Source organism: Streptomyces sp. NPDC093097 (assembly GCF_044754325.1).
Lineage (GTDB): Bacteria > Actinomycetota > Actinomycetes > Streptomycetales > Streptomycetaceae > Streptomyces.
Genome location: NZ_JBIVOW010000002.1, coordinates 51,221 through 71,574, shown reverse-complemented (window position 1 = coordinate 71,574; position 20,354 = coordinate 51,221). Strand labels below are relative to the sequence as shown.

Sequence of the window (20,354 nt, the reverse complement as noted above, 5' to 3'; positions counted from 1 at the left end):
GTCCTAGTGCCGCGGCACTAGGACCAGCGACCGGATTGACCTTGACGCGCGCGTCAAGTCCTAGCCTTCGGGCATGACGAACCGCACGCACCGCGAAGTCCACCTGGCCGCCCGTCCCACGGGGCCGGTCACCGACGACCTCTTCGAGATCGTGGAGGTCCCCGTTCCGGAACCGGCGGACGGCCAGGTCCTCGTGCGCAACACCCTGATGGGGGTCGCCGCCGTGATGCGCACCCTGATGGACGAGGTCACCACCGTCCCGATGCCGTCCTTCGGGATCGGCGAGCCGCTCCACGGGTCCGCCATCGGCGAGGTGGTCGCCGCCCCGGGGACCGACCTCAGGCCCGGCGACCTGGTGGAGCACCACTTCGGCTGGCGCGAGTACGCGCTGGTGGACGCCGCCGGCGTCCACCGCCACGAGCCCGGTCAGCTGCCCGATCCGGCCGGCTACCTCTCGCAGGGGCCCACCGCCCTGATGGGCATCGACCACGGCGCCGAAGTGCGCCCAGGGGACACGGTGTTCGTGACCGGCGCGGCGGGCGGCGTCGGCTCGCTCGCCGGCCAGATCGCCAGACTGCGCGGCGCCGCCCGGGTCATCGGCAGCACCGGCTCACCGGAGAAGGCCGACCGGCTCCGCAAGGAGTTCGGCTACGACGCGGTGGTCCTCAGGGGCGCCGGGCCCATCGAGGAGCAGCTGCGCGCGGCCGCCCCGGAGGGCGTCGACGCGGTCTTCGACAACGTGGGCGGCGAGCAGCTCCAGGCGGCCATCGCCGTCGCCAACCGGGGCGCCCGGATCGCCCTGGTGGGCGCGCTGGCCACCCAGCTCTCCGACGGGACCGCGAGCGCCACCCCGATCGACACCCTGTCGCTGCTCTCCCGGAGCATCACGATGCGCGGCGTCGCCCTCTACGACCACCTGGACCTGATCCCGCGGTGGAACGAGCTGTTCGGCCAGGGGCTGCGGGACGGCACCCTCACCTTCCCGCACGCCCGACTCCAGGGCATCGCACAGGCTCCGCGGGCGCTCCAGGAGCTGATCGCGGGGAAGCATCTGGGCGCTGTCCTGGTGGAGTTGTAAGGCCGGCGTACGGGACCAGTGGGGCACACGGGGCGCGGGAGTCGGGTGGTAGCGGATGGGTTCATTCCGCTGAGGGGGTTCCGGGTCGGCGGTAGCCTGCACGGGTGACGACCTTGCTCGGGTGCCGTTCTCTGGTCCAGGAGGCCGCGGCGCTGCGGTCCGGTGCGGACGACCCCGCCGACGCGGTGCGCCGCACCTGCGACCGCATCGATGCCGTGGACCCGCTGCTCCAGGCGTTCGTACCGGAGCCGGGGCGCCGCGCCCGACTGCTGGCCGCGGCCCGGGAGTTGGCCGCGGCCGCCCCGGGGAGCCCGGCCGAGCGCCCCGCCCTGTACGGCGTACCGGTCGGGATCAAGGACATCGTGCACGTCGACGGGCTGCCCACCAGGGCCGGTTCGGCGCTGCCGCCCGAGGAGCTGGCCGGCCCGCAGGCGGCCGTGGTGGACCGTCTGCGGGCCGCGGGAGCGCTGATCGCGGGCAAGACCGTGACCGCGGAGTTCGCGGTGACCGCGCCGGGGCCGACCCGCAATCCGCACAACCCCGCGCACACGCCCGGGGGTTCGAGCAGCGGTTCGGCCGCCTCGGTCGCCGCCGGGATGGTCCCGCTGGCCATCGGTACGCAGACCGTGGGTTCGATGATCCGGCCCGCTTCCTACTGCGGAGTGGTCGGTTTCAAGCCGACTTACGGGCGCATTCCGCTCGCCGGGGTGATCCCCAACGCGATCAGCTTCGACACCCTCGGCTGCTACGCGACGGACGTGGCGGGGATCGCGCTGGCCGCCCCGGTGCTCTGCGACGGATGGCGGACCGGGGCCGCGGACGGGTCGGGGCGGCCCCCGGTGCTGGGCGTACCGGCCGGGCCGTACCTGGAGCGGGCCGGCGACGAGGCGCTGGGCGCCCTCCGCGCCCAGCGGGAGGCGCTGACGGCGGCCGGCTACGAGGTGCGCGAGGTGCCCGTGATGGCCGACTTCACGGAGATCGTCGAGCAGCTCTTCACCATGAACCGCTACGAGGTCGCACGGGCCCACACCCACTGGTTCGCCCGCCACGCCGACCGCTACCGGGAGCAGACCGCGGCCGCGATCCGGGAGGGCCGGCCGATCGGGGATGCCGCCTACGAGGCCGCCCGGGAGCGCCGCGAGGCCTTCCGGGAACGGCTCGCGGCGGACGGGGCGGGCGCCGGGATCGACCTGTGGATCGCGCCGGCGGCCACCGGGCCGGCGCCCGCCGACCTCACCACCACGGGCAGCTCGATCATGTGCCTGCCGTGGAGCAACGCCGGGCTGCCGTCGCTGAGCCTGCCCGCCGGCCGGGCGGCCGACGGGCTGCCCCTGGGCCTCCAACTCGTGGGCCGGGCGGGCGCGGACGAGGAGCTGCTGTCCTGGGCGGCCGGTATCGAGCGCGCGCTGAACGGGACGGCCGGGGACGCGGCGGCCTGAGAGCCGGGCCGGGCGGGACGTACGGGGGACGAGGGGGAAGTGCCGGTGCGGATCGGGGACGCGGCGGCGGCCGCCGGGCTGACGCCGCGGGCGCTGCGCTACTACGAGCAGCAGGGACTGGTGATGGCCCGGCGGACGCCGTCGGGCCATCGGGAGTACGACGCGGAGGACGTCCGCCGGCTGCGGGCGGTCCGTGAACTGCGTCAGGCGGGGCTGACCGTCGGCGACGTCCGGGCCTTCGCGCACCTGCTGCGCACCCTGCCGCCGGAGGGCGTACCGGATCTGATCGGGGCCGAACCGGGGGTCGAGCGCTGCGCGGCGGCCGAGGAGGTGGCCCGGCGCCGGCTGGCCGAACTGGACGGCCATATCGCGCGGTTGTCCCGGTTGCGGGGCCGGCTGGCGGCGTGGCTGGGGGAGTCCGGCGGACCGGGCGGCCAGGAGGGCGCGCTCAGAGGGTGAGCCCGCGGGCCAGGACGTCCATCGACCGGTGGATCGGCTCCTCCGGACTGCCGGCCCGGCCTTCCTCGGCCCAGTGCAGCAGCGCCTCCTGGAGGGCGGCCAGGGCCGCCGCGCCGACCACCCGGATTTCCAGGTCGCTTGCCGGCCGGCCGGTGCGTTCGGCGAGGGCGGCGCTGACGAGGTCGATGTGCCGGGCGGTGAGCTCCGCGGTGCGGCCCCGGACGGCGGGCACCTCGCGGACCAGCCGGACGCGCTGGAGGAGTTCGCCGCGGTCGGCCGCGTCGAGGCCGCGCACGATCCCGACCGCGGCGTGCCGCAGCGTCTCGGGCATCGGTTCGCCGGCCGGGCGGGCGCGGATCCCGCGCTCCAGCAGGGCGCCGTACTCGTCGGTGAGCACGATGTCCTCCTTGGCGGGGAAGTAGCGGGAGACCGTGCTGGGGGAGACCTCCGCGGCCTCGGCGATCCGGTCGACGGGGGTGGCGTCGTAGCCCCGTTCGGCGAAGAGGCGGAGGGCGGCGCGGCGGATCGCCTGCCGGGTCTGGAGCTTCTTCCGCTCACGCAGTCCGGGCCCGGGTTTCCCGGGCGGTGCGGTGGCGGGGGTGCGTGCGGAGACCATGCGGCACATTGTCCCCACCCGCCGGGGCCGGCGGGTGGCGCATTGACGGCCCCTCGACTGTCAGTGGGGTGTGTCACGCTGTGATGCGGGAATGATTACGGTCGGTGATATGCGGAAGGGGGTGCCGGTGATGCGACCTGTGGTCCATGGGTATGCCGCGCTCGCCGCCGCGCTGTGCGTGGGCGGCTATCTGCTGGGCGGGGGCCTGCTGGTGACGGCCCTGGTGCTGGCCGGGGTGGCGGTCCTGGCGTGGCAGGTGGCCGCGGCCGCGAGGCCGCGGCCGGGCGGCCGTGGGGCGGTGATCGGGAGACCGGCCGGGAGACCCGGGGTTGAGGTCACCCGGGTCCGGCCCGCGTCAGGAATGCGTATATGCGACGAGCGAGATGCCGACGTAGTGCACCACGAAGGCCGCCAGGGTGAAGGAGTGGAAGACCTCGTGGAAGCCGAACCACCGCGGTGACGGGTTGGGGCGCTTGATCCCGTAGATCACGCCGCCCGCGCTGTAGAGCAGCCCGCCGACGATGACGAGGACGAGGACGGCGATGCCGCCGGTGCGCAGGAAGTCGGGCAGGAAGAAGACGGCCGCCCAGCCCATCGCGATGTAGCAGGGGGTGTAGAGCCAGCGCGGGGCGCCGACCCAGAAGACCCGGAAGGCGATGCCCGCGAGTGCGGCCGCCCAGACCGCCCAGAGCAGTATCTGCCCCCGGGTGCCCGGCACCAGCAGCAGCGTCAGCGGCGTGTAGGTGCCGGCGATGATCAGGAAGATGTTGGCGTGGTCGAGCCGGCGCAGCACCCCGCCGATCCGCGGGCTCCAATCGCCGCGGTGGTACAGCGCGCTGACGCCGAACAGCAGGCAGGCGCTGAGTGCGTAGATCGCGCAGGCCAGGCGGCCGCGGGGACTGTCGGCGAGTGCGGTCAGCAGGACGCCGGAGAGCAGGACGGCGGGGAACATCCCGGCGTGCAGCCAGCCGCGCAGCTTCGGTTTGAGCGGTGCGGCCCCAGCGGTGGCCGCGGCGGCCGAACCGGAATCGGTCCTGGACGGCGCGGCGGGGGGCTGGCTTTCAGCGGCGTCAGGCGCGGAAGTCATGGCGCAATGCTACCTACGCAACCGTAAGTTACAGATCGTCCGGAAGTGGTGACGGTCACCACGGTGCCCCCTGGACAGATCCGAATCCGGGTCGGATGATCAAATGAGTGCGGTCGGCACCGGATGAGCGGTCACGAAGCATCCGGGTCGCAGCCCCCAAGGGGCAGACAGGTAAACAAGCGGTTTCCTCGCCCCATGGGCGGGAAAGCCGGTCAAAACCCCTCATCTAGGAGCGATCGTGGCGCGCGACAACGCGGCTCCCACCCCGACCCGGCACCAGGGCCTGCGCGAGTGGGTCGAAGAGATAGCGGCGATCACCCAGCCCGACCGGGTCGTCTGGTGCGACGGCTCGGAGGCGGAGTACGAGCGGCTGTGCGAAGAGCTCGTGGCCAAGGGCACGTTCAAGAAGCTCGACCCGGTCAAGCGCCCCAACTCGTACTACGCCGCGTCCGACCCGACGGACGTGGCGCGCGTCGAGGACCGCACCTTCATCTGCTCGGAGAAGGAGGAGGACGCCGGCCCGACCAACCACTGGAAGGCCCCCGCCGAGATGCGGGAGATCTTCACCGGTGAGCAGGGCGTCTTCCGCGGTGCCATGAAGGGCCGGACGATGTACGTCGTCCCGTTCTGCATGGGGCCGGTCGGCTCCCCGCTCTCCGCGATCGGTGTGGAGATCACCGACTCCGCGTATGTCGCGGTGTCGATGCGCACCATGACGCGGATGGGACAGGCGGTCCTCGACGAGCTCGGCGAGGACGGCTTCTTCGTCAAGGCCGTGCACACCCTCGGTGCCCCGCTGGCCGAGGGCGAGCAGGACGTTCCGTGGCCGTGCAACTCCACGAAGTACATCTCGCACTTCCCGGAGTCGCGTGAGATCTGGTCGTACGGTTCCGGCTACGGCGGCAACGCGCTGCTCGGCAAGAAGTGCTACGCGCTGCGGATCGCCTCCGTCATGGCCCGGGACGAGGGCTGGCTGGCCGAGCACATGCTCGTCCTGAAGCTGACCCCGCCGCAGGGCGAGGCCAAGTACGTCGCCGCGGCGTTCCCGAGCGCCTGCGGCAAGACCAACCTGGCCATGCTGGAGCCGACGATCCCCGGCTGGACGGTCGAGACCATCGGTGACGACATCGCCTGGATGCGGTTCGGCGAGGACGGCCGGCTCTACGCGATCAACCCCGAGGCCGGTTTCTTCGGCGTCGCACCCGGCACCGGTGAGCACACCAACGCCAACGCCATGAAGACCCTCTGGGGCAACTCCGTCTTCACCAACGTCGCCCTCACCGACGACGGCGACGTGTGGTGGGAGGGCATGACGGAGGAGACCCCGGCCCACCTCACGGACTGGAAGGGCAACGACTGGACGCCCGAGTCCGGTGTCCCGGCCGCGCACCCCAACGCCCGGTTCACCGTGCCCGCCGCCCAGTGCCCGACCATCGCGCCCGAGTGGGAGGACCCCAAGGGCGTGCCGATCTCGGCGATCCTCTTCGGCGGCCGACGGGCCAGCGCGGTGCCGCTGGTGACCGAGTCGCTGAGCTGGCAGCACGGTGTCTTCCTCGGCGCCAACGTGGCCTCCGAGAAGACCGCCGCGGCCGAGGGCAAGGTCGGTGAGCTGCGCCGCGACCCGTTCGCCATGCTGCCGTTCTGCGGCTACAACATGGGCGACTACATGGCGCACTGGATCAAGGTCGGGGCCGACAAGGACCAGGCGAAGCTGCCGAAGATCTACTACGTCAACTGGTTCCGCAAGGACGACGCGGGCCGCTTCGTGTGGCCGGGCTTCGGCGAGAACAGCCGGGTGCTCAAGTGGATCGTCGAGCGGCTGGCAGGCACGGCCGAGGGTGTCGAGACGCCGATCGGCGTGCTCCCCACCAAGGACGCGCTGGACACCGAGGGTCTCGAACTCTCCGAGAAGGACCTGGAGTTCCTCCTCACCGTCGACAAGGACATCTGGCGCGAGGAGGCGGCGCTGGTCCCCGAGCACCTGAACACCTTCGGGGACCACACGCCGAAGGAGCTGTGGGACGAGTACCGCGCGCTGGTGCAGCGGCTCGGCTAGCACCGCGGGCCGGGCGGCGCGACAGACACCGCCCGGCGCGTCCGCATCCGTCCGGGGCCCCGCACGTCATGTGCGGGGCCCCGGACGTTGTGGCGCGGCCGGGGCGCTCGGCGGTCCCGGTGGCGAGGGTGTCAGGCGGTGGCGAGGTTCCGGTCGCCGGCGCCGTGGGCGGCCAGCCGCTCCTCGGCGAGGGCGATGGCGTCGGCGTCCCGGCGCGAGGTGGCGACCGCCAGGGCGTTCCCGGCGAGGGTGCGGGCGCGCTGCCGGAGGGCCGGGATCAGGGCCCGGTCGCCGCCGGCGGTGGGCTCGGCGCGCAGCGGGTAGTGGCCGCCCAGCCGGGCGACCTCGGTGGCGATGCGGTCGGCCGCGGCGGTCAGGGCGGCGCGCTCGGCGGCGCACCCGGCCAGGGCGCGCAGCTCGTCGGTGACGGTGAGCAGGGCGGTCAGTTGCCCGGCGAGCCGGATGTCCAGCTCCTCCTCGCGGGAGCGGTGCGGGAGTTCCGGGGCGACGGCCATGCTGTGGACCGACTTGGTGCGGATCGGTTCGTACATGGGATGGCCTCCTGAAAACGTCTAGGAGGCCATCCTAGCTTAGACTCTGTCTAAAGTTGTGGTTCGTACAGGAACCGCTGCGGGTCAGTGCTGTCCGTAACCGTCGAGGAAGGTGCCGATGCGGGTGACGGCGTCCGTCAGGTCGTCCTTGTTGGGCAGGGTGACCAGGCGGAAGTGGTCGGGCTCGGGCCAGTTGAAGCCGGTGCCGTGGACGATCATGATCTTCTCGGCGCGCAGCAGGTCCAGCACCATCTGCCGGTCGTCCTTGATCTTGTAGACCTTCGGGTCCAGCCGGGGGAACGCGTAGAGCGCGCCCTTGGGCTTGACGCAGCTGACGCCCGGTATCCGCGTGAGCAGCTCGTAGGCGGTGTCGCGCTGCTCCAGCAGCCGACCGCCGGGGAGCACCAGGTCGTTGATCGACTGCCGGCCGCCCAGTGCCGTGGCGACCGCGTGCTGCGCCGGCATGTTGGCGCACAGCCGCATGTTCGCCAGGATCGTCAGGCCCTCGATGTAGGAGGCGGCGTGCGCCTTCGGGCCGCAGACCGCCATCCAGCCGCTGCGGTAGCCGGCGACGCGGTACGCCTTGGACATGCCGTTGAAGGTCAGCGTCAGCAGGTCGGGGGCGAGCGCGGCGAACGGGGTGTGGGTGACGCCGTCGTAGAGGATCTTGTCGTAGATCTCGTCGGCGCAGACGATGAGGTTGTGCCGGCGGGCGATCTCGGCGATACCGCGCAGCAGTTCGTCGTCGTAGACCGCGCCGGTGGGGTTGTTGGGGTTGATGACGACGATGGCCTTGGTGCGGTCGGTGACCTTGCGCTCGATGTCGGCGAGGTCGGGCATCCAGTCGGCCTGCTCGTCGCAGCGGTAGTGGACGGCGGTGCCGCCGGAGAGCGAGACCGAGGCCGTCCACAGCGGGTAGTCCGGGGCCGGGACCAGCACCTCGTCGCCGTCGTCCAGCAGCGCCTGCATCGACATCTGGATCAGCTCGGAGACGCCGTTGCCCAGGTAGACGTCGTCGACGGAGAGCTCGACGCCCTTGGTCTGGTAGTGCTGGACCACCGCGCGCCGCGCCGAGAGCAGGCCCTTGGCGTCGCCGTAGCCGTGCGCGGTGCTCATCGAGCGGAGGATGTCCTCCAGGATCTCCGGTGGGCACTCGAAGCCGAAGGCGGCGGGGTTGCCGGTGTTGAGCTTGAGGATGCGGTGACCCGCTGCCTCCAGCCGCATGGCCTCCTCGAGGACCGGGCCGCGGATTTCGTAGCAGACGTTGGCGAGCTTCGTTGACTGGATCACCTGCATGACCGCCACTCTACGGGCGCGTACCGACACATGCCGGGTGGCCTTCGCCACGTCGTCGGCGGACGGTGTCCAACCGGGCGCCGAGTGTGACGGATGGGGCGGTGCTGATTTCGTGGTGCGGCGCCCGTCAGAAGCGCCCTAACCGCGTCGCCCCGGAGTGCGGCGGATCGCGCGGCCCGCCAGGACGTCGGTGCGCTGGCCGTCCTCGATGACGAAGCGGCCGTCGATCAGGACGTGCGGGATGCCGGTGGGCAGGGCGCGCGGGGCCTCGAAGGTGGAGCCGGCGGCGACCGTCCCGGGGTCGAAGAGGACCAGGTCGGCGCGGTACCCCTCGCGGACCAGACCGCGGTCGGGCAGCCGCAGCCGGGCGGCGGGCCGCGCGGTCAGATGCGCCACGCACTCCTCCAGGGTGAGCACGCCCAGCTCGCGGACGTACCTGCCGAGGTAGTGGGGGAAGGTGCCGTACGCCCGCGGATGCGGCTTCGCGCCCTGGAGGATGCCGTCGCTGCCGCCGGTGTGGACCCGGTGGCGCATGATCTGCCGGACGTTGTCCTCGTGGCCGACGTGCTGGAGGATCGTCGGGCCCAGCCGGTCGGCGAGCAGCAGATGGCGGGCGGCGTCCCAGGGGGCCCGGCCGCGGTCGGCGGCGTTGCGGGTGACGGTCCGGCCGACCCAGTCCGCCAGTGCCGGATCGGTGACGCCGGAGATCTCGATGGTGTCCCAGTCGATGGGGACGCCGTGGCAGCCGTCCGAGCCCTCGACCTCCAGGGCGTGCCGGACGGCCGCCGCGGTGGTGTCGTCGGCGAGCCGCGCCAGGACCGCCTCGGGGCCGCCCTCGCCGGCCCAACTGGGCAGCATCGCCACGAGCGTGGTGCAGCCGGGGGTGTACGGATAGGTGTCCAGGGTGAGGTCGGCGCCGCCGTCCAGGGCCTCGTCCAGCAGGGCCAACAGCTCCGGTGCCCGGCCCTCGTTGACGCCGAAGTTCATGGTGGCGTGCGCGAGGTGCAGCGCGCAGCCGGCCTCGCGGGTGAGCGCGACCATCTCCGCGTACGCGGCCAGGGCGCCGGCCCCGTAGGAGCGGTGGTGCGGGCAGTAGTAGCCGTCGTAGTGCGCCACCACCCGGCACAGTGCGGTCAGTTCGGCGTCGGAGGCGTACATGCCCGGGGTGTAGGTGAGGCCGGAGGAGAGGCCCACCGCGCCCTGCTCCAGGCCCTCGGCGACCAGCTGCCGCATCCGGTCCAGTTCGGCGTCGGTGGCCGGCCGGTCGTCCCAGCCCAGGGCGAGCATCCGGACGGTGCCCTGCGGGACGAGATAGGCGGCGTTGACGGCGATGCCCGCGCCGTCGAAGCCGTGGTCGAGGCGGTCGAGGTATGCGCCGACGGTGCGCCAGGTGAAGGCGACGGAGGAGTCGTCGGGGCCCCCGCCGTTCCATCCGGCGATCTGGGCGCGGACCTCGGCGAGCGTGCGGTCGTCCACCGGGGCGTAGGACAGGCCGTCCTGGCCGAGGACTTCGAGGGTGACGCCCTGGGCGGCCTTCGCGGTGTGCGCCGGGTCGCGCAGCAGCGCCAGGTCGCTGTGGGCGTGCATGTCGATGAAGCCGGGGGCGAGGGCGAGGCCGGCGGCGTCCACGGTGCGCGCGGCGGAGGGGCGGGGGCCGCCGTCGGACTCCCGGTGGATTGTGGCGATCCGGCCCTGGGCCAGGGCGACGTCGGCGCGGTAGGAGGGTCCGCCGGACCCGTCGACGACGCGGACGTCGCGGAACACGGTGTCCATACGGGCCGCCTTTCTGGGCTGTTCCTGGGGATTCCCTCGGGGCTTTCCGGGGCGCGCCCGTGGGTCATGCGGGGCGTGCCCGTGGGTCTTGCGGGGCGCGCCCCGCTACCGGAGGCGTCGACGCGTCAGAAGAACGTGCGGATGAGGTCGACGACCGTGCCGTCCGCCTCGACCAGCGGAATCAGCTGCCACTTGTCGAAGGAGGTGCACGGGTGGGACAGCCCCAGGGCGACCCAGTCGCCGACCTCCAGATCCCCGGCGTGCTCGGTGCGCACCCAGGCGTGCTGGTCGGACAGGCCGGTGACGGTCAGGCCGGCCGCCGGGCGCAGGGTGCCGTCCCGGCCGGAGCGCACGGTCAGCGCCTGCGGCAGGTCGAGGTCGTAGGCCGCGTCCCGCTTGCCGGCGTTGAGGAACGCCTGCTCGGGGGTGGGCCGGGAGACGACCTGCGCCCAGAGCCGGAAGGCCGGCTGCAGCGCGCCCTCGTCGGGTACGCGGTTGAAGGGGGTCAGGCGGCGGTAGTGCCCGTCGTCGTGCGAGACGTACGCGCCCGAGCGCAGCAGCTTCAGGATCGGCGCGGAGAGCGTGGGGAGGTCCGCGAAGACCTCGGCCACCGCGTCGAACCACGCGCTGCCGCCGGCGCTGACCACGATCTCGTCGAGGTCGGCGAAGCGGCCGGAGGCGTCGAGGACGGCGGCGAGCGCGACCAGCCGGCGCAGCCAGGCGGTGACGCGCTCGTGGTCCGCGTCGGGCACCTCGCCCTCGTAGCCGGCGACGCCGACGAGGCGGAGGGTGTCCACGCCCGCGATGGCGTCGGCGAGTTCGCGGCACTCGGCCTCGGTCCGCGCGCCGGTCCGGGCGCCCTCGCCGGCGCCCAGCTCGATGACGACGTCCACGGGGCGGGTGGCCTCGGCGGCGCGCAGTGCGGCGTCCATCAGCTCGATGCCGCGCACCGAGTCGACGTAGCAGACGAAGCGGAAGTCGGGGTCGGCGGCGAGTTCGCCGGCCAGCCAGCGCAGCGCGGCGGCGTCGACGACCTCGTTGGCCAGGAAGATCCGCTGGATGCCGAAGTCGCGGTAGACGCGGGCCTGATGGGGGACGGCCGCGGTGATCCCCCAGGCGCCGAGGGCCAGTTGGCGGGCGAAGAGCTGCGGGGCCATCGTGGTCTTGCCGTGCGGGGCGAAGGCCAGGTCGTGCCGGACGGCGTAGGTCTCCAGCAGGGCCAGGTTGTGCTCCAACGCCTCGGCGGAGAGGGCCAGGACGGGGGTGGTGAAGCCGCCGGTGAAGAGATTGCGGCGCTCGGCGGCCAGTTCGCCGAGGGTGTGACCGGTGGCGTCCGGGGGGAGTCCCTTGAAGCGGTGATCGACCTTGTCGTCCGCGAGGTTGGTGAGTTCCCGCGCGAGCCGCTCGCCGGCCATGGAGCCTCCTCCACATCTACGTTGCACACCGTGCAACACCCGTTGCGTATATCGCTGGGAGTTGTCTAACATCCGAGCCATCGCCCGGTCAATGGTGGAAAAAACACCGGGAAAGGCAGGGCGAACGCGCCACGGAAGGGCGGGCGGACCGGTACCGCACCGGCCGGCGGCCGGCCCGGTCCCCCGGTACGGCGCACCTGCTCCCGAGCCCCCCCTACGGGCTCCGCACAGGGGACCGGGACCCATCGGCGGCACAGCGAAGGAGCGCGACCGATCGTGACCACGCCCTGGAACGTCAGCGCCGCCCCCGTCCCGGCGGCCGGCGCCGCCCCGGACGTCGATGTCGTCTGCCTCGGCGAGTCCATGGTCACCTTCCTGCCCACCGTGCCCGGCCCGCTCGCCGACGTCCCCGCCTTCGAGCGCACCATCGGCGGCGCCGAGTCCAACGTCGCCTGCGCCCTGGCCCGGGCCGGCCACCCCACCCGCTGGATCTCCCGGGTCGGCACGGACGGCTTCGGCGACCACCTCGTCCGGGAGATCGCCGGGCACGGCGTCGACACCCGCGGGGTCCGGCGCGACCCCGCCCGCCCCACCGGCATCTACTTCCGCACCGCGGGCGACCGGGCCACCGACGCCCACGAAGTGGCGTACTACCGGGCCGGTTCGGCCGCCTCCGCGATGGCCGCGACCACCATGGACCTGGCCACGATCCGCGCCGGCCGGGTGCTCCACCTCTCCGGGATCACCGCCGCGCTCTCCGCGGACTGCCTCGGCCTGCTGCGCGCCCTGATGACCCGTCCGTCGCCCGACCGCCGCCCCTCGTCGCCGAAGCGGTCCGCCGACCGCGCCCACGCGGCATCGGCCGCCGCCGGCCGCCCGCTGCTCTCCTTCGACGTCAACTACCGCCCCCACCTGTGGACCGGCGGCCGGGGCCCGGGGGTCCTCCTGGACCTGGCCCGCACCGCCGACGTGGTGTTCGTCGGCGCCGACGAGGCCCAGGCGGCCTGGGGACTGCCCGACGCCCGGGCGGTGCGCGCCGCGCTGCCCGAGCCGGAGACCCTGGTCGTCAAGCTCGGCGCGGCCGGCGCCCGGGTCTTCCACCGCGCCCCCGGCACGCCCGGCGACACCGGGCCCGCCGGCCTCCACGTCCCCGCCCCCGCGGTCGACGTGGTCGCCGCGGTCGGCGCCGGCGACGCCTTCGCCGCCGGCTTCCTCTCCGCCGCCCTCCGCGGACTGCCCCTGCGCACCCGGGTCCGGCACGGCCACCTCTGGGCCGCCGCCGCCCTCACCGTCCCCGGCGACCTCGCCGCGCCCCCCGCCCGAGCCCTGGCCGACCGGCTGGCCGCGCTCGACCCGGCCGCCTGGGGGACACTGCACCTCGGCCCCGGCTGGACGCACGCCATGGAGGCCGCGGACCAGGAGGTACACCCGTCATGAGCCAGACCGTCGACCGCGCGCTGAGCATCCTGCCCCTGCTCGCCGAGGGGCCCGCCGCCCTCGGGCAGGTCGCCGACCGGCTCGGCGTGCACAAGTCCACCGCGCTCCGGCTGCTGCGCACCCTCCACGAACACGGCCTGGTCTACCGCCAGCCCGACCAGCGCTACCGCCTCGGCGCCCGCCTCTTCGCCCTCGCCCAGGAGGCCGCGGAGCACCTCGACGTCCGCGAGACCGCCCACCCCCACCTCGTCGCGCTCCACGAGAGCTGCGGCCACACCGTCCACCTCGCGGTCCACGAGGAGAACGAGGTCCTCTACATCGACAAGGTCGAGAGCCGCTACCCGGTCCGGATGTACTCCCGGATCGGCAAGCCGGTGGCGATCACCGTCGCCGCGGTCGCCAAGCTGCTCCTCGCCGACCTCCCCGAGCCCGAGCGCCGCGCCCTCGCGACCCGGCTCGACTACCCCCGCTACACGCCCCGTTCGACGCCCGACGCCGCGGCCTTCCTGACCGAGCTGGCCACGGTGCGCGAACAGGGCTGGGCCACCGACCTCGGCGGCCACGAGGAGTCCATCAACTGCGTCGGCGCCCCGATCCGCGGCGCGGACGGGCGGGTGGCGGCCGCGATGTCGATCTCCGCGCCGAACGTCGTCGTCAGCGCCGGGGAACTCCTCGCCCTGCTCCCGCTGGTGCGCCGCACCGCCGACGCGATCAGCCGGGAGTACTCCGGCACCACCAGCCCCGGCCACCCGCCGGCCCCGTGAAGCACCACCGAAGGACGGACATGACCGAGAAGATCGCCCTCACCCCGGCCACCCACACCACCCCGCCCGCGAAGTTCTCGCACGGCGTCAAGAAGGGCAACCTCCTCCAGGTCGCCGGCCAGGTCGGCTTCCTGCCCGCCGCCGAGGGCCGGGCCCCGACGCCGGCCGGCCCGACGCTGCGCGAGCAGACCCTCCAGACCTTCGCCAACGTCAAGGCCATCCTCGAAGAGGGCGGCGCCAGTTGGGACGACGTGATGATGATGCGCGTCTACCTCACCGACGTCGACCACTTCGCCGAGATGAACGAGATCTACAACGCCTACTTCGAGGAGCAGGGCCTCACCCAGCCGCCGGCCGCCCGCACCACCGTCTACGTCGGCCTGCCCAAGGGCCTGCTCATCGAGATCGACGCGCTCGCCGTCCTGGGCTGAGCCGCCGCCTCCCCCGTACCGCCCGCCCTCTGATCCGAGGCACCAACCCCCCTTGCCCCACCCGCCGTCAGCGCACCGACGCGCTTCTCGCCCGCCGCACGGCACGGCGCCCCGTACGACCGGGGCGCCGTGCCGCGGTCCCCCCTTGCCTGGACACCCCCTGACAACGGAGTCATCCATGGTCCTCGCCGCGACGCCACCCGCCCCACCGCACACCGGTGGGCTGCTGGCCCTGATACCGGGCACGCCCGGTCTGCTGACCGTCGCCGCCCTCGGCATCGCCCTGCTGCTCTTCCTGATCATGAAGGTCAGGCTCCAGCCCTTCGTGGCCCTGCTCGGCGTCTCCCTCGTGGTCGGCCTGACCGCCGGCCTCTCCGTCACCGAACTCTTCGGCACGGTCCAGAAGTCCGACGCGGTCTCCCTGATCGAATCCGGTATGGGCGGGATCCTCGGCCATGTCGCCATCATCATCGGCCTGGGCACCATGCTCGGCGCGATCCTCGAAGTCTCCGGCGGCGCCGAGGTGTTGAGCTCCCGGCTGCTCGCCCTCTTCGGCGAGCGGCGCGCCCCCCTGGCGATGGGGCTGACCGGCCTGATCTTCGGCATCCCGGTCTTCTTCGACGTCGGCATCTTCGTCCTCGCGCCGCTCGTCTACGCCGCCGCCAGGAAGAGCGGCAAGTCGATCGTGCTCTACGCCATGCCGCTGCTGGCCGGCCTGTCCATGACGCACGCCTTCCTGCCGCCGCACCCCGGACCGGTGGCCGCGGCCGGCCTGTTCAAGGTCGACCTGGGCTGGATCATCCTGATGGGCGTGGTGTGCGGGGTGCCCGCGGTGCTCGCGGCCTGGGCGTACGCGGCCTGGATCGGCAAGCGCCTCTTCGTGCCCGTCCCGCACGACATGGCCGAGGCCGCCGAGGAGGCCAGGGCCGCGGTCGCCGCCGAGCAGGGCGACGGGGGAGGGGACACGTCCCGGGAGAAGCCGGTCGCGCTCGGCGCCGTCCTCGCCATCATCGGCACCCCGCTGGTGCTGATCCTGCTGGCGACCTTCTCCTCCATCGTGCTGGCGCCTCCCCCAAGCTCTCCGACAAGCTCCGAGCAGGGGGGACCCCCATCCGGCCGCTCGGTCATCGAGTTCTTCGGCCACCCCTTCGTCGCGCTGACCCTCGCCCTGCTGCTGGCGTACTACCTGCTGGGCGTCCGCCGCGGCTGGTCCCGGGCCTCCCTGGAGCGGGTCTCCACCGCGTCCCTCAAGCCGGTCGGCAACATCCTGCTGGTCGTCGGCGCGGGCGGCATCTTCGGCGCGGTCCTCAAGGGCAGCGGGGTGGCCACCGCGCTCTCGGAGACCTTCCAGCACGTCGGTCTGCCGGTGATCGTGCTGGCCTATCTGCTCTCGCTGGTGCTGCGGGTGGCGCAGGGCTCGGCGACGGTGGCGATCGTGACCACCGCCGGGATCGTGCTGCCGCTGGTCGAGGCGCAGGGGCTCTCCCAACCGGCGCTGGCCCTGGTCATCATGGCCATCTCGGCCGGCTCGATCTTCGCCTCGCATGTGAACGACGGCGGGTTCTGGATGGTCAGCAAGTACTTCGGGATATCCGAGCGCGACACCCTGAAGTCCTGGACGGTCCTGGAGTCGGTGCTGTCGGTCGCCGGGTTCGCGGTGGCGGCGCTGGTCAGTCTGGTCGTCTAGGGCGGTTCTGACGGATCTCCGCGGCGTCGCGGCGCGGCCCTCGTGCCGAGGTGCCCGGCGGTCCGTTACGGGGTAGGCGGTCCCGATGCGTTGCGGTGAGGGCCGTGCCAACTTCCCCCTGATTCCGGCAAATTCATTGCCGTACGGCCCGCGCCAGCGAACAATGCGCATGTCAAAAATGGCGCGGCGGAGGGGAACCGACGCCGTGGAACTCCGGACTCAGAGCTGAGAGGACCCCACATGTCTCGACCTCTCGTCGGCACCCTGGCCACCGCCGTACTCGGCGCCGCCGCCCTGGTGACCGTCGCCGCCCCGGCGGGCGCCGCCCCGGTCGGCGCCGCCGCGCACCACAAGCCCACACCGCCGCGCATCCAGGCCGTCGACTTCGCCGGCACCGTGGCGCTGGACGACTGCTCCGGCTCGATCGTCAAGATGCCCACCTCGCAGCCGGACGACCCGGCGCTGGTGATGGCCAACGGCCACTGCCTGGAGACCGGGATGCCCGATCCGGGCCAGGTCATCGTCGACCAGCCCTCCAGCCGCAGCTTCACCGTCCTGGACAAGTCCGCCGGCGACCTCGGCACGCTGACGGCCACCAAGATCGTCTACTCGACGATGACCGACACCGACGTGACGCTGTACCAGACCGGCTCGACCTATGCGCAGATCGAGCAGCAGTACGGGATCGAGCCGCTGGAGCTGTCCACCGACCACCCCGCCAAGGGCGCCGCGATCACCGTCGTCTCCGGCTACTGGAAGAAGACCTACGGCTGCGCCGTCGACGACTTCGTGCCCACCCTCAAGGAGGGCGGCTGGAGTTGGAAGGACGCGGTGCGCTACACGCCCGACTGCAAGACCATCGGCGGCACCTCCGGCTCGCCGGTGATCGACAACGCCACCGGCAAGGTCACCGCCATCAACAACACGGGCAACGAGAGCGGCGGGCGCTGCACCGTCAACAACCCGTGCGAGGTGGACGAGAACGGCAACGTCACCGTCCACAAGGGCATCAACTACGCCGAGGAGACCTACTTCATCCCCAAGTGCTTCGGCGCCGGCAACCAGCTCGACCTGAACGGCGACGGCTGCGCCCTGCCCAAGCCCTCGGGTGTACGCCGCTGACCGTAGGGGGCTGACACCAACCTGCGGGCGGACGCGCCAGGTTGGCGAGGAGACGGGCCCCGTGCACCGCCGTGCACGGGACCCGGCCTCAAGGGGGCGTCGTAGGGGAGCGCCGGCTACGGCAGCCCGTGGACGTGCCCGCCGACCTGGCTCGCGAACGCGCCGCCGGCCGCCGCGTCCCAGTTCGTCGACCAGGCCATCGCGCCCCGCAGCCCCGGATAGGTCCGGGGCGGCTTGAAGGAGTCGCAGTTCTTGCCCGCGGTCAGGCAGTCCAGCGCCGCGTTGACCACCGACGGGGAGACATAGCCGCCGCCCGCCGCGCTGGGCGAGGCCGGTACGCCGAGGCCGACCTGCGACGGGTCCAGCCCGCCCTCCAGCTGGGTGCAGGCGAGCGCGGTGAGGAAGTCCACCGAGCCCTGGGAGTAGACCTTGCCGTCGCAGCCGTTCATCGAACCGCTGTTGTAGAACTGCGTGTTGACGACGGTCAGGAAGTCCTTGATGGCCACCGCCGTCTTGAAGTACTCGTTCTGCGGCGAGAGCATGTCGATGGTCTGCGGGGCCATCGTCACCACGACGTCGGGGTGCTTGGCGTGCACGGCCTTCAACGCCTGCGTCATATAGGTGGAGTTGAGGCCGTTCTCCAGGTCGATGTCGACGCCGTTGAAGCCGTACTCGTCCATCAGCCCGTTGACGGAGTCGGCGAAGTTCTGTGCGGACGCGGCGTCGCCGACCGAGACCGCGCCCCGCTCGCCGCCGACCGAGAGGACCACCGACTTCCCGGCGGCCTGCTTGGCCTTGATGTCCGCCTTGAAGGCGTCGGCCGAGGAGTAGCCGACAGCCGGGTCGAGGTGGAAGGTGACGGCGCCCGGCTTCCCGGTCGTGTCGGCGAAGGCCACCGCGATGATGTCGTAGGCGTCGTCGACGTCCGCCAACTTCTGTACCTTCGCGCCGTTGTTGAAGTTCTGCCAGTAACCGGTGACGGCGTGCTGGGGGACGGCCGCGGCGCGGGCCGCCGGGCCGGTCGCCGCGGCGGTGCCGGCGGGACCGGCGGCGACCAGGCCGGCCGAGGCCAGTGCGGCGGCGGCCAGCCCCGCCAGCAGGCGGCGATGGACCGTTCTCGTCCCTCTTTCGATGCGTGCGCGAACCACGACTGCCTCCGTGTGGGGGGTGGTGGGGGAAGTGGTGCCGTTACGCGCTCAGGGGCCCCTGGGCTTGCCGTCCAAGGTGGTCCAGACCAATAAACGGTGTCAAGAGCCGTGCCGGAAGCGGGTGTTCCGATGGGCGCCGCTTGCGAGGTATGCGGGGTTTACCTGTGGACCGACGGGCAAGACGAGTAGCCCAGAACGTGTTCTCCGGGACGTATCTCTGTGGATAAAGTGCTCAGCGTATGGCGCCGATGGCGCAGAGCTGTGCCGATCCGCGGTCCCGGGAACGCCGGAGGCCGGAAGGAGTGGGGGAGCGACGTGCCGACCGCGATTGCAGTCACCAGTCCGGACCTCGCGCTGCCCGCTCCCGAGTCCTCGACCTGGCTCGAACGGGGAGGCGCCGCCCTCGACCGGCAGACCCCCGCCGCGGTCGTCCTCGGTTCCCCGGATCGTACGTCACTGGACGATGCGCTGGCGGAGACCAGCGCGGTCCTGGAGCACCACGGCCATCTGGTCGTCCTGTACTCCACCGCCTGCCCGCCGGAGCACGTCCGCCGGCTGCACACCCTGCGGGCCGTCCTGGAGAGCGACCGGATCGCCATCCTGCCCAGCGCCCTGCCGCCGCTCGGCGTCGCCGTACTCGCCCGCCAGCTCCGCCAGTTGTCGGTCTGCGGCTTCAGCCCCGGCGTGCTGGCCTGCGCCGCCCGGCTGCTGGCCCACTACGTCCATGCCGGCGCGCTGCTCGGCAGCGTCACCGGGCTGGACCGGGTCGAGGTGGACCTGCGCTCGCACATGAAGTCCTGGCTGCCCGGCGCGCACTTCGCGGTGCTGGCCACCCCGCAGCCGCAGCTGCTCCACCTCGACCGGCACAGCACCCACGCCGGGCTCCGCCCGCCCGGCTTCGCCACCCAACTCGCCGTCGCCCGCGGCCAGCTCACCGCGGACTGGGTGACCTCTGCGCTCGCCCCGGCCTGGCAGGTGCAGGGCGTCTACGAGGCGCGTCTGCCGACCGAGTCGGCCCGCTGGTGGGGCACCCAGAAGCTGATCGAGTTCGTCGCCGCCATCCCGGACCCGGCGCTGCTGAGCCGCCTCGTGGCGTCCGTGCGGCGCGAGGAGTGCGGCTGGTGCGGCGCCGAAGTCATCGGCGACCGCTGCGCGTTCTGCGCGGCGCCGCTGGCCCGGGACCGGTCCCGGGGCGGCTCCTCGGGGCGCGAACCGGCGGCCATAGCCGGGGCGCCCGCGCCGGCGCCCGCCCCGGCCGAAGGCGCGGGCGCGGCGCCGGATGCGTCCGCGGGCTCCGATGTGGCCGATGCGCACGTGGCGTCTGATGCGCCAGAGGTCTCTGATGCGCCCGACGTGTGCGATCGATCCGGACCGTCCGGCCCGTCCGATTCGTCCGGTGCAACCGACCGGTCCGACCCCTCTGTCCCGTCCGACCCATCCGACTCGTCCGGTTCACCGCTGCGGCAGCGCGGGCTGTCGCCGGTCGCGCCGTCTGGGGTTCCCGGCGTCCCCAGCGTCCCTGGTGGCTCCGGTGGCTCCGGTGTCCCTGGCGCCCCCGGGGTTCTCGGAATCACCGGCGTACCGGACCGGGCGGACGCCCCCCGCGTCACCGGCGCACCGCAGGCCACCGGCGCGCCGCCCGTCACGGGAGTGCCGCACGCCCTGGGTGTCCCCGGCACCCCTGGCGTCCCCGGTGCCCCGGGCGCCTCGGGCATACCCGGGATCCCGGGCCTCCGCGGCGCCCCCACCGGCCTCGGCGGACCGGGCCAACTCGACGTCCGCGGACCGGCGTTCACGCCCGGCGGGGTTCCGCGCCCGGCCGGCCCGCCGCCGACCGGACCGCGCGTCCTGCCCGGTCACCCGGACTTCCCCGGCCACCCGGACCTGTGCCCCCGCCCCGGCGCCGCGCGGACGGCGACCCCCGTGCGCTGAACCCCGCCCCGCGAAGGGCCCCGCACGGGGGACCCGCAGCCCCGACCGCCCGCCGCCCGACCG

Annotated in this window: 17 protein-coding genes; 10 read left to right on the top strand and 7 right to left on the bottom strand. The window is 73.0% G+C overall.

The window, feature by feature from the left end; genetic code table 11:
- Positions 1-73: 73 nt before the first annotated feature.
- The 3 genes from ACIQE0_RS03275 to ACIQE0_RS03265 all read left to right on the top strand — a co-directional run bounded on the left by ACIQE0_RS03275 (position 74) and on the right by ACIQE0_RS03265 (position 2,976).
- Positions 74-1,078, top strand: a complete 1,005-nt coding sequence (locus ACIQE0_RS03275; RefSeq protein ID WP_402328725.1) for a zinc-binding dehydrogenase — start codon at positions 74-76, stop codon at positions 1,076-1,078.
- Positions 1,079-1,182: 104 nt separating this feature from the next.
- Positions 1,183-2,517, top strand: a complete 1,335-nt coding sequence (locus ACIQE0_RS03270) for an amidase (RefSeq protein ID WP_402328724.1) — start codon at positions 1,183-1,185, stop codon at positions 2,515-2,517.
- Positions 2,518-2,562: 45 nt separating this feature from the next.
- The gene (locus tag ACIQE0_RS03265) at positions 2,563-2,976 is read left to right on the top strand and encodes a MerR family transcriptional regulator (protein WP_402328722.1); all 414 of its coding nucleotides are present in this window, start codon (positions 2,563-2,565) and stop codon (positions 2,974-2,976) included.
- Here ACIQE0_RS03265 and ACIQE0_RS03260 read toward each other — a convergent pair.
- Both ACIQE0_RS03260 and ACIQE0_RS03255 read right to left on the bottom strand, forming a co-directional pair.
- Entirely contained in the window at positions 2,966-3,592 is a 627-nt protein-coding gene (locus tag ACIQE0_RS03260) for a TetR/AcrR family transcriptional regulator (RefSeq protein ID WP_402328720.1), read from the bottom strand. The two genes, ACIQE0_RS03265 and ACIQE0_RS03260, sit on opposite strands and share 11 nt — an antisense overlap.
- 355 nt (positions 3,593-3,947) lie before the next feature.
- Positions 3,948-4,679 carry a hemolysin III family protein gene (locus ACIQE0_RS03255; protein ID WP_402328719.1) on the bottom strand — a complete coding sequence of 244 codons (732 nt, stop codon included), beginning with the start codon at positions 4,677-4,679 and terminating at the stop codon, positions 3,948-3,950.
- Positions 4,680-4,917: 238 nt separating this feature from the next.
- Here ACIQE0_RS03255 and ACIQE0_RS03250 point away from each other — a divergent pair, with 238 nt between their 5' ends.
- Positions 4,918-6,735, top strand: a complete 1,818-nt coding sequence (locus tag ACIQE0_RS03250; RefSeq protein WP_402328718.1) for a phosphoenolpyruvate carboxykinase (GTP) — start codon at positions 4,918-4,920, stop codon at positions 6,733-6,735.
- 131 nt (positions 6,736-6,866) lie between these two features.
- Here the strand turns inward: ACIQE0_RS03250 and ACIQE0_RS03245 are convergent, their stop codons facing one another.
- From ACIQE0_RS03245 to ACIQE0_RS03230, 4 genes are all read right to left on the bottom strand, one after another.
- The gene (locus tag ACIQE0_RS03245) at positions 6,867-7,286 is read right to left on the bottom strand and encodes a hypothetical protein (protein ID WP_402328716.1); all 420 of its coding nucleotides are present in this window, start codon (positions 7,284-7,286) and stop codon (positions 6,867-6,869) included.
- A gap of 84 nt (positions 7,287-7,370) precedes the next feature.
- Positions 7,371-8,582, bottom strand: a complete 1,212-nt coding sequence (locus ACIQE0_RS03240) for a pyridoxal phosphate-dependent aminotransferase (RefSeq protein ID WP_366331219.1) — start codon at positions 8,580-8,582, stop codon at positions 7,371-7,373.
- Positions 8,583-8,720: 138 nt separating this feature from the next.
- On the bottom strand, positions 8,721-10,355 hold the full coding sequence (locus ACIQE0_RS03235) for an amidohydrolase family protein (RefSeq protein ID WP_402328714.1): 1,635 nt from the start codon (positions 10,353-10,355) through the stop codon (positions 8,721-8,723).
- Between the two features lie 125 nt (positions 10,356-10,480).
- Entirely contained in the window at positions 10,481-11,770 is a 1,290-nt protein-coding gene (locus ACIQE0_RS03230) for an amino acid deaminase (protein ID WP_402328712.1), read from the bottom strand.
- A 276-nt stretch (positions 11,771-12,046) separates the two neighbouring features.
- Between ACIQE0_RS03230 and ACIQE0_RS03225 the strand changes: the two genes are divergently transcribed.
- The 5 genes from ACIQE0_RS03225 (at position 12,047) to ACIQE0_RS03205 (ending at position 17,211) form a co-directional block, all read left to right on the top strand.
- Positions 12,047-13,207, top strand: coding sequence for a sugar kinase (locus ACIQE0_RS03225; protein WP_402328710.1), 1,161 nt, complete (start codon positions 12,047-12,049; stop codon positions 13,205-13,207).
- Entirely contained in the window at positions 13,204-13,971 is a 768-nt protein-coding gene (locus tag ACIQE0_RS03220; protein WP_402328708.1) for an IclR family transcriptional regulator, read from the top strand. Before ACIQE0_RS03225 ends, ACIQE0_RS03220 begins: the two co-directional genes overlap by 4 nt.
- 20 nt (positions 13,972-13,991) lie before the next feature.
- The gene (locus tag ACIQE0_RS03215) at positions 13,992-14,402 is read left to right on the top strand and encodes a RidA family protein (protein ID WP_366331224.1); all 411 of its coding nucleotides are present in this window, start codon (positions 13,992-13,994) and stop codon (positions 14,400-14,402) included.
- 178 nt (positions 14,403-14,580) lie between these two features.
- Positions 14,581-16,089 (top strand): GntP family permease, encoded by a 1,509-nt coding sequence (locus tag ACIQE0_RS03210; protein ID WP_402328706.1) that lies wholly within the window; start codon positions 14,581-14,583, stop codon positions 16,087-16,089.
- 240 nt (positions 16,090-16,329) lie between these two features.
- Positions 16,330-17,211 carry a serine protease gene (locus ACIQE0_RS03205; RefSeq protein ID WP_402328704.1) on the top strand — a complete coding sequence of 294 codons (882 nt, stop codon included), beginning with the start codon at positions 16,330-16,332 and terminating at the stop codon, positions 17,209-17,211.
- Positions 17,212-17,327: 116 nt separating this feature from the next.
- Here the strand turns inward: ACIQE0_RS03205 and ACIQE0_RS03200 are convergent, their stop codons facing one another.
- Entirely contained in the window at positions 17,328-18,359 is a 1,032-nt protein-coding gene (locus ACIQE0_RS03200) for a chitinase (protein WP_402328702.1), read from the bottom strand.
- 315 nt (positions 18,360-18,674) lie between these two features.
- Between ACIQE0_RS03200 and ACIQE0_RS03195 the strand changes: the two genes are divergently transcribed.
- Positions 18,675-20,291, top strand: coding sequence for a hypothetical protein (locus ACIQE0_RS03195; RefSeq protein WP_402328700.1), 1,617 nt, complete (start codon positions 18,675-18,677; stop codon positions 20,289-20,291).
- Positions 20,292-20,354: the final 63 nt, after the last annotated feature.

Bases quoted from the DNA above. Each gene is read 5' to 3' on its own strand.
- ACIQE0_RS03240 (WP_366331219.1), bottom strand. From the start codon at position 8,582: ATGCAGGTGATCCAGTCAACGAAGCTCGCCAACGTCTGCTACGAAATC.
- ACIQE0_RS03245 (WP_402328716.1), bottom strand. From the start codon at position 7,286: ATGTACGAACCGATCCGCACCAAGTCGGTCCACAGCATGGCCGTCGCC.
- ACIQE0_RS03210 (WP_402328706.1), top strand. From the start codon at position 14,581: ATGGTCCTCGCCGCGACGCCACCCGCCCCACCGCACACCGGTGGGCTG.
- ACIQE0_RS03230 (WP_402328712.1), bottom strand. From the start codon at position 11,770: ATGGCCGGCGAGCGGCTCGCGCGGGAACTCACCAACCTCGCGGACGAC.
- ACIQE0_RS03220 (WP_402328708.1), top strand. From the start codon at position 13,204: ATGAGCCAGACCGTCGACCGCGCGCTGAGCATCCTGCCCCTGCTCGCC.
- ACIQE0_RS03255 (WP_402328719.1), bottom strand. From the start codon at position 4,679: ATGACTTCCGCGCCTGACGCCGCTGAAAGCCAGCCCCCCGCCGCGCCG.
- ACIQE0_RS03260 (WP_402328720.1), bottom strand. From the start codon at position 3,592: ATGGTCTCCGCACGCACCCCCGCCACCGCACCGCCCGGGAAACCCGGG.
- ACIQE0_RS03215 (WP_366331224.1), top strand. From the start codon at position 13,992: ATGACCGAGAAGATCGCCCTCACCCCGGCCACCCACACCACCCCGCCC.
- ACIQE0_RS03205 (WP_402328704.1), top strand. From the start codon at position 16,330: ATGTCTCGACCTCTCGTCGGCACCCTGGCCACCGCCGTACTCGGCGCC.
- ACIQE0_RS03275 (WP_402328725.1), top strand. From the start codon at position 74: ATGACGAACCGCACGCACCGCGAAGTCCACCTGGCCGCCCGTCCCACG.
- ACIQE0_RS03235 (WP_402328714.1), bottom strand. From the start codon at position 10,355: ATGGACACCGTGTTCCGCGACGTCCGCGTCGTCGACGGGTCCGGCGGA.